At 47.7% G+C, this 256-nt stretch carries 1 pseudogene; it reads right to left on the bottom strand.

What is annotated here, in order from left to right:
* Positions 1-256: pseudogene (locus tag FDX22_RS27450) on the bottom strand (branched-chain amino acid ABC transporter permease); the annotation flags it as partial.

Below are 256 nucleotides of genomic sequence, written 5' to 3'. Positions count from 1 at the left end.
CCTGCCATGACATACCAAACACCGGGGACATAATGATAAACCGCAACCGCAACAATCAGGCTGGCAAACCACGGTATCGCTTTGCGAAAACCGCTCCACATGCCCCTGACAAGCACAAGGAATACAGCGGGAAAAGCCATATCAAAACCGTAGTGATGAACATCGCCAAGCACAGGGCCGATTAACGCGCCTAACGTGGTACAACCTACCCACATAATATAAAAAGAAAAAGAAGCGGCTAAATAATAAGGCATAC

This window comes from Citrobacter sp. TBCS-14 (assembly GCF_005280805.1).
In the GTDB taxonomy this organism is placed as follows: Bacteria; Pseudomonadota; Gammaproteobacteria; order Enterobacterales; family Enterobacteriaceae; genus Citrobacter; species Citrobacter gillenii.
This window is presented reverse-complemented; position numbering and strand designations above follow the sequence as displayed.